Source organism: Micromonospora rosaria (assembly GCF_001567585.1).
In the GTDB taxonomy this organism is placed as follows: domain Bacteria; phylum Actinomycetota; class Actinomycetes; order Mycobacteriales; family Micromonosporaceae; genus Micromonospora; species Micromonospora rosaria.
Window position 1 is genome coordinate 1 of sequence record NZ_LRQV01000250.1, and the last position, 4,152, is coordinate 4,152.

At 71.7% G+C, this 4,152-nt stretch carries 5 protein-coding genes and 1 pseudogene; all 6 read left to right on the top strand.

The genetic code is table 11. The features are described from left to right. A partial coding sequence (locus tag AWW66_RS31500; protein ID WP_067374297.1) for a DUF2637 domain-containing protein occupies positions 1-631 on the top strand: 631 nt, incomplete at its 5' end. A 91-nt stretch (positions 632-722) separates the two neighbouring features. Continuing rightward, on the top strand, positions 723-1,166 hold the full coding sequence (locus AWW66_RS31505; RefSeq protein ID WP_067374300.1) for a DUF3307 domain-containing protein: 444 nt from the start codon (positions 723-725) through the stop codon (positions 1,164-1,166). A gap of 17 nt (positions 1,167-1,183) precedes the next feature. After that, complete coding sequence (locus tag AWW66_RS31510) at positions 1,184-3,319, top strand: P-loop NTPase family protein (RefSeq protein ID WP_067374303.1); 2,136 nt, start codon at positions 1,184-1,186, stop codon at positions 3,317-3,319. 184 nt (positions 3,320-3,503) lie between these two features. Further along, complete coding sequence (locus tag AWW66_RS31515) at positions 3,504-3,728, top strand: hypothetical protein (RefSeq protein WP_245648578.1); 225 nt, start codon at positions 3,504-3,506, stop codon at positions 3,726-3,728. Further along, a complete protein-coding gene (locus AWW66_RS31520) occupies positions 3,728-4,072 on the top strand; it encodes a hypothetical protein (protein ID WP_067374306.1) in 345 nt (114 codons plus the stop codon). The genes AWW66_RS31515 and AWW66_RS31520 overlap by 1 nt, the downstream gene beginning before the upstream one ends. Next, positions 4,072-4,152, top strand: a pseudogene (locus AWW66_RS36595) (RRQRL motif-containing zinc-binding protein); the annotation flags it as partial. The gene AWW66_RS31520 and the pseudogene AWW66_RS36595, both read left to right, overlap by 1 nt.

Here is a 4,152-nt window from a genome sequence, read left to right on the forward strand (position 1 = left end):
CGCCTGGTCGCCGGTGGCGCTGCTGCTGGCGGTCGAGCTGATCTCTCGGATCCCGGCGCGGCGCGGTGCGCTGTCGGCGTTCCGGCTGGGCGCTACGGCCGTTATCGCGGGTATCGCGGCGTGGGTGTCGTACTGGCACATGGTGGGCGTGGCTATCCGGTACGGCGAGGCTGACTCGTCGGCCTACCTGCTGCCGTTCAGCGTGGATGGCCTGATCGTGGTCGCGTCGATCAGCCTGGTTGAGATCGGCGGCCGGATCCGCACCCTGACCGAGACCGCGATCGAGGCCGAAGCGGTCAGCGAGCCGGCCCCGGCCCCCGCCGACCTGGTCGAGCCGAAGCCGGTCTACACCAACGAGGACATCTGGGGTCCGGAGCCGTCCGCCGCCGAGCCTGCCCCGGCTTCGCCGGTCAAGAAGACGCCCGCGAAGCGCGTCACGCCGCGTCCGGTGTCGGCCGAGAAGGTCGCCAAGGCCGCCGCCAAGATGCCCGACGCGCCGGTCTCGGAGATCGCCGCCAAGGCCGGTGTCTCGGTCTCGACCGCGCGGCGTCACCTCGCCGCCCTGCGCGTCACCGATGCGTCACCATCTGCCCCGGTACCTGCGGAAACGCCCACTCTCGCCGCCGCCTAGCTCCGCCCGGTGACGCGGCCACCCGCCGCCAAGCAAGCGCCGCGTCACCGGTCCTCCCATCAGTCACCAGACCTCAGGAGAGACCCCCATCATGACTGCCACGTTCGCTGCTGTCTTCGTCGCCCTGTTCGTCGCTCACCAGGTCGCTGACCACTGGATCCAGACTCAGCACCAGGCCGACTGCAAGGGCCGCCCCGGCTGGCCCGGCCGCATCGCCTGCGCCGCGCACGTCACCACTTACACGCTGACCGCGCTGGTCGCCCTCGCCGCCCTCGCGCTGTCGACCGACCTGGACGTCAGCCCCGGCAATATCGCCGCCGGACTCGCGATCTCCGCCGTCACGCACTACATCGCCGACCGGCGCACCCCGCTCAAGCGCCTCGCCGACCTGTGCGGCTCCACGAAGTTCTATGCCCTCGGCATCCCGCGTCCCGGCCGCGACGACAACCCGTCGCTCGGCACCGGCTCTTACGCCCTCGATCAGTCCTTCCACTACCTGTTCCTGTTCGTCGCCGCCCTCGTGATCGCCGCCTGAGACCGGAGGACAACGCCGTGAACACGCCCAACCCCAACCCCGATAACTTCGACTGGACCGCCGCCGAGGCCGACGTCGCCGAGGTGGTCGACCTGGACGCCAAGCGGGCACGCCGGGCCGCCGCCGAGTCGGGCACGCACTTCGAGGTAAACCTTGACGAGGCTCCGCAGCGCGGCGGGATGCCGGTCGAGCCGCCGCCGGTCGATGCCTCGGGCAAGCGGCCGATCGTGCCGGCCAACTGGTCGACGTGGCCGAACATCCGGCACAGCCTCGCGCAGGCCGCCGCCCTGACCGGCTACCGTGCCGGCTTCCACGCGGTCCGCGCACCTCAGTACGCCACCCTCGCTACGTTCTGGGCCGGGGTCGGCACGTTCCGGCTGATCGGTCGGCAGCTCAAGTGGTGGTGGGTGTCGGAGCAGTACGGGCTGCGGCAGGCCGCCGCCGACGCCAACGACCCCGCGATGTGGCTCAAGCTGCACCGGGAGGTCAAGGCCACCCGCATGTGGCGCGGCATCGTGCTCGCCGCCGAGGCCGTCGCGGTGTGCGTCGGCGGTCCGGTGCTCTACGCCGTCGCCCCGGTGTGGGCGCTGGTGCTGACCGCTTGCCTGCTGGTCGCGTTCTTGGCGCACATCGGCCGCCCGGAGGATCGGCGCATCATCACCCCGGCCACCGTCTCGGGTCGCTTCCGCCGGGTGAACCCGGACATCATCCTGCGCGCGTACTACGCCGCTGGTCTCGGACACCCGGACAAGGCGCACCAGCAGATCGGGTTCGGCTCGACCATGGCCCGTGACGCCTCGGGCACCGGTTCGCAGGTGTCGATCGATCTGCCGTACGGCAAGACGTTCGACGACGCGGTGAAGGCACGCGGGGCGATCGCCTCGGGCCTTGACGTGGCGGTGTCGCAGGTGTTCATCACCCGCGATCCGTCGTCGCACCGGCGGCACACGCTGTGGGTCGCCGACCGCGACCCGCTCGCCCAGGGCGCAGGCCGGACGCCGCTGCTGCGGTGCAAGCCGACCGACATTTGGCAGCCTGCCCCGTTCGGGCTGGACGAGCGCGGCAACAAGGTGAGCGTCGATCTGATGTGGAACAGCATCCTGATCGGCGCGCAGCCTCGGCAGGGCAAGACGTTCGCCGCCCGCTCGCTGGCCCTGTACGCCGCGCTGGACCCGTACGTGAAGCTGACGGTCCTGGACGGCGGCGGCAAGCCGGACTGGCGCAAGTTCGCGCTGGTCGCCGACCGGTACGCGTTCGGTCTGGCGATGACCCGCGACGGTGACCCCGCCGAGATCGCGCTCGAAGCGCTGCGCGAGATCAAGGCCGACGTGCAGGACCGGTACGAGCGGCTGTCCAAGCTGCCGGTCGACATCTGCCCCGAGGGCAAGCTGACCCGCGAGATCGCCCGTGACCCGAAGTACCGGATGCCGGTGCGGCTGGTCGTGCTGGACGAGTTTCAGGAGTACTTCGACCTCGGCGACATCAGCAAGGAGATCGCTTCGCTGCTGGTCTACCTGGTCAAGGTCGCCCCGGCGGCCGGTGTCGGGTTCGTCGACGCCACCCAGCGGCCCAGCGGGGTCGGCGGCGGGCAGGTCGCCACGCAGTTCATCAGCTTCCGCGACAACCACCAGGTGCGGTTCTCCCTGCGTACCGGCTCGTGGAACGTCTCCGACCTGGTGTTGGGGGCGGGGGCGAACTCCGAGGGCTACGACTCGTCGACGCTGCTGCCCAGCTACAAGGGCGTCGGCATCCTGCGCGGCGCGTCCGACGCTACCCCGACCGTGCGGACGTACCTCGCCGACGCCGACGACGCGGAGAAGATCCTGATCGCCGCGCGGAAGCTGCGCGAGGCGGCCGGCACGCTGTCCGGCATGGCGGCCGGCGAGGACGTCGCCCGCGAGGTCCGCGACGTGCTCGCCGACGTCCGCAGCGTGATCGAGCGCGGCGAGACCGGCGCGCAGTGGGAAGAGATCGCGGCCCGCCTCGCCGACCGGTTGCCCGAGGCGTACGCGGACGTGACCGCCGAGTCGGTCTCGGCTCAGGTCCGGTCGTTCGGTGTACGCAGCGTTGACGTCAAGCGGTCCGGCAAGGCCCTCAAGGGAGCCAAGGCCGACGACATCGACGCCGCGATCGCCCGCCGCAAGGCCGCCTGACCGGTCGCGGCCCGCCCGCGACCGGTCGCGTCACCGCGACCCAACCCGCGACCGGCCTGGTCAGCGCAGACATTGACCGGTCGCGGGTTGCGTCGCCAGCCCTTCACGCCCAAAAACCGCCTCTGGAGGCTCATTGTGCCTGCCCTTGCCGCGACCGCGACCCTCGAAACCCACCACGATCGGCGTGCTGATCCTCGCCGCCGTGATCGCCACGCTGTGTTACGCCCTCGGGTGCTGGCTCTGGCCGTTCGGAGCCTGCCGCAAGTGCTCCGGCACCGGCACCCGCCGTTCCCCGTTCGGCCGCGCGTTCGGCCTCTGCCGCCGCTGCCACGGCGACGGACGCCGCCTGCGCGTCGGCCGCCGGATCATCAACAGCCTGCGCGAGATGCACGGCAAGGGCACGCGCTGATGGCCCGGACCATGGCCCGGTTCACCCGGAGCGAGACGCCGCACACCACCTGGTGCACCCGCGATCACCGCTGCGGGGTCACCCTGCACCAGGCCCCGGACATCATCGCCGACGGGTCGCTCGGCGGCCGGGCCATCATCACCCGCGTCCGCGCCGCCGACGTCGACTACGCCGAGATCCGCATCCGCGTCCCGCTCAGCCGGACCGAGGACACCGCCCGGCGGCAACTCGGCCTCGCGCTGCACCTGTGCCGCGAGTTGCTGGCCGCCGTCGCCGCGATCCGACCCGCCACCCTGCGCGGCCGGGCCGCCGACCGGCCGGCGCTCGACAGGAGGGCCGGCTGATGTCGCGGATCCGGGCCGCCTACTGGGATCCCGACGCCGAGCGGTACGACATCCCGACGTTCTGGTGGCAGGGTGCGCCG

What these genes read in the sequence shown, in the direction of transcription:
- AWW66_RS31505 (WP_067374300.1), top strand. Translation starts at nt 723, where the DNA reads ATGACTGCCACGTTCGCTGCTGTCTTCGTCGCCCTGTTCGTCGCTCAC.
- AWW66_RS31520 (WP_067374306.1), top strand. Translation starts at nt 3,728, where the DNA reads ATGGCCCGGACCATGGCCCGGTTCACCCGGAGCGAGACGCCGCACACC.